We start from the raw sequence: 3,857 nt of genomic DNA on the forward strand, positions 1-3,857 counted from the left end.
AGGTTTTAGTATTTTAAATTTATTATAGTAGCTGTTTGATAATTAAATATTTTTTTAAAAAGTTCCTGCATCTTGTAGGCTTGTTTGCTATGCCTATTTTTATTCCTAACTACTCTCTGAACATAAACTTTATAGCGCTATAATGATTCTATACAAAATTAAGTTTTACATATTAGTTTCCGTGACTACTCATAAAGTCAAAATTACTAAACTATATTTTATTATTGGTTTAGTTAATATACTTTATACTAACAATTATATATTATACTGCTATGTATATGCAATAATATGCAACAAATAAAAAATTATGTAGAATTTCACTAAATTATCAGACTATTTTTCAATTCCTTATCTAAGTACTTTGATATCTGTAATGCTCTAGCACTGTCTGAAGTAATAAATAACTCGACTACAATCTTTGCATTATCCATTCTTCCAACAGGATTAACAGTTGGAATTACTTTTAATGCCAATTTTGATACTGTATCCTCATTAATATTAATAATATCATGAGTTTTTTTTAGTGCGCAAATTCCATAATTGCTAGTACAATTTAGCCGTTTTATACCTTCTAAAGCAATTATTTTATTTTCACTGTTTAACTTGGTTTTACTAGAAATGGTTCCAATCATTACTAAATCCAAATATTTGTTAACGGATTTCATCTTATAATGTAACGATATTGCTTGCGCAAGTTTAAAAGCTATCCCAGAAGCACCTAGCCCCTTAAATGGGTATTTACAACCTCTTTGTTTAGGGTCTACTACAATAGCGTCTGGAGACTGTTTAATTGGCTTATGAAAATCTGTCACTATAACGTCAATTCCTAATTTTTTACATAATTCTATTTCATTTAATGAATTAATACCACAGCCTAAGGTTATTATTAGTTCTGGTCCTAAATATTTTATATGACTATTTATATCTTTTTCTAGTAGATCACGACTTTCACAAAGATCATTTGGTATAAAATACTCCACATCAGCATTTACAAAATTAAGCACTAACATAAGTACGGAGATTGCCGTAATACTATCCAGATCATAAAACCCATAAAGAACAATTTTTTCTCTTCTATTTATAGCTTTCACAATTCTATATAATGCATCTCCCATTCCCTTTAACAGAAATGGATTATACATATTATAATCTATAAAGTTATTATTGGTCTTTTGCATGTTTTTGTGATAATCCACCATAAACCATAAACACTCCTTAAAGTTAATAGAAACATAATAAGTATAATTTAAATTTTATAATTTTACAATTTTTTTTTAAAAAAATAACAAAAAAAGACGAAGAAGTAGTTATTTTGTCATACTTCTTCGTCTAGTTCTATTATTGTACGAGTTCTCTTAATCTTAAGATATTGCTTTTTGTGATACTTTTTTACTTCTTTTTTTAAGTAATACCCAAGTAGGACTTGCTATAAAGATTGAAGAATAGCACCCAACTAATATTCCTATTATTAGTGGACCACTAAGCTCTCTTATAGCTGGTACAAATACAAATACAGCCATTATAGTAAATAGTGTTGTGGTGACTGTATTTATTGATCTTGCTAAAGTTTGCGTAATACTTGTATTGGTAACATCTTCTAAGGAAGACTTCCTCATGTTTTTTTGATTTTCTCTTACTCTATCAAATACTACAATAGTATCATTAATTGAGTACCCAACTATAGTAAGAATAGCCGCTATAAAAGGTGAGTTTACCGGTATGCTAAATATTGCATATACTCCAAGTGTAATTAAAATATCGTGCACTAGTGCCGTTACAGCCGCAAGTCCAAATTTAAATTCGAATCTTATACCTATATATATTAACATACAAATAGTTGCTGCAATTAAACCAATTAGTGCTTTTGATTTTAATTCAGTACCAACAGATCCCCCAATATAATTTTGTGAAAACTCACTAGATTTGTACACATCTTTGATTTCATTTTGCAAAGTAGCTATTTCATTAGCAGAGAGAGCATCGCTAACGATTACTTCGAAGTCTTTACCTTTATCTACAGTTTTAGATGTATATTCACCTTTAGCTCTTTTATCAATTATTTTATCTACATCTGCTTTAGTAAATTCTTGGTTCATACTTATATCAAGTTTTGTACCACCCTTGAAATCTATACCTAAGTTTAGTCCATTTTTCGCCATAGCTCCCATTCCTATTACAATTATTAATAGGGAAATAGCAAACCATATTTTAGTTTTTTCAATTATTTTAAATGTTTTGAGAGATTTGGCAGGCTCCCTCTTCACACCAAAATGAGATGGTTTGCTTAATAGTTTCATTCCAACTGCTAATTTTAACAAGTATTTTGTACTTGTAAACGCTGTAAATACGCTTAAAGTTATACCAATCATAAGTGTTAGTGCAAATCCTTTAACTGCTCCTGTTCCAACTGTGTATAAAACTATAGCAGCAATTACAGTTGTAATATTTGAATCTAGTATTGATGACAATGCTTTATGAAATCCAGAATTAACAGCGGATTTTATTGATTTCCCAGTTCTAAGCTCTTCTTTTATTCTCTCGAATATCAGAACATTAGCATCAACTGCCATACCGACCGTAAGTAAGAATGCAGCAATGCCAGCTAAAGTCAAGGTTACATTAATTGCTGAGAATGTTCCAAGAACCAAAACAACATATAAAACTAGTGATATATCTGCAATAATTCCAGGTGCTCTATAATATAAAAGCATAAATAACAATATAAATAATATCCCTACTGCTCCAGCTTTAAGGCTTAATGGTAATGCATTCTTACCTAAAGTAGCTCCAACTGTTTTAACTGAAACAGCTTTTAGTGTTACAGGCAGTGCTCCAGATTTTATAATTTGAGCTTGTCTGGTAGCTTCATCTAATGTGTATTTTCCTGAAATTTCAGCCTTACCACTTGTAATGACGTCATTCACTGTAGGGCTAGTTAATTCCACACCATCCATAAAAATAGTAATTGGCTGTCCTAAAAATTTCTTTGTAGCTGCAGCAAATTTTTTCTTACCTGCTTCATTAAGCTCAAGATTTATAACAGGTTGATTGTTCTGATTTATAGATGTAGATGCATCTTTTACTTCTGTGCCTGTAAGAATAGTAACTTTATCAGGTCCAACAAATTTAAGCACTCCTGATTTTGCAACAGTATCAAGGACTTGCTTTTGATCGAATTTACCTGGTATCTCAATTCTAATTCTATTACTGCCTTCTTGAACAACTACAGTTTCGCTGACTCCCATTTTGTTAGTCCTCATAGTAATAAGTTCAATTGTTCTACTCATGTCACTATCAGAAACTTTTTCCCCTTGTATTTCTTCTAACACAGAAATACCACCTTGTAAATCTAACCCTTTAGTTATTGTTTCAGTAAATGGTTTAAACCTATAATCGCCTATTTTAAGTCCGTTGAAACCCGAAAATGCCAATAATCCAACAACAAATACACTGACTAAAAACAGTATAGTACTTTTTCCCTTGTTCATTTTTATCCCCCTCCGCTTCCTATTAATGAATAGAATTATATTGTGATTGATTTAATTAGATAATATCAGGTAAATATAATTATTTATTCATTGTTTTTGCTTTTAATGCTATAGCACATTCTATCCTTTTCATTTGCATCTTGCATCCAATTTCATAAGGTATATGCATATCTCCGTTGAAATTAAAGTTATTTGCTTGGCATCCACCACTACAATAAAATTTAGCCCAACAATCTCTACATGTTGGTTTGTTGTAAATGTGCGCCTCTTTAAACTCCTTTTCTAACTTTTCACTATTCATTCCATTATATATATCTCCCATTAGAAAATCTTTGTTACCAACAAATTGATGACAAGGGTATATTTCAC

At 30.3% G+C, this 3,857-nt stretch carries 3 protein-coding genes and 1 pseudogene; all 4 read right to left on the reverse strand.

Annotated elements, in window-relative coordinates; translation table 11 throughout:
• Positions 1-320 precede the first annotated feature (320 nt).
• On the reverse strand, positions 321-1,178 hold the full coding sequence (locus tag ACJAX4_RS22630; RefSeq protein ID WP_435791703.1) for a DHH family phosphoesterase: 858 nt from the start codon (positions 1,176-1,178) through the stop codon (positions 321-323).
• A 183-nt stretch (positions 1,179-1,361) separates the two neighbouring features.
• Positions 1,362-2,264, reverse strand: a complete 903-nt coding sequence (gene secF, locus ACJAX4_RS22635) for a protein translocase subunit SecF (RefSeq protein ID WP_435791705.1) — start codon at positions 2,262-2,264, stop codon at positions 1,362-1,364.
• Positions 2,256-3,488, reverse strand: a pseudogene (gene secD, locus ACJAX4_RS22640) (protein translocase subunit SecD); the annotation flags it as partial. The pseudogene secD and the gene secF, both read right to left, overlap by 9 nt.
• A gap of 79 nt (positions 3,489-3,567) precedes the next feature.
• The coding region (locus tag ACJAX4_RS22645; RefSeq protein WP_435791702.1) for an SPASM domain-containing protein at positions 3,568-3,857 on the reverse strand (290 nt) is incomplete at its 5' end.

This window comes from Clostridium sp. (assembly GCF_051278035.1).
Classification (GTDB): domain Bacteria; phylum Bacillota; class Clostridia; order Clostridiales; family Clostridiaceae; genus Clostridium_AD.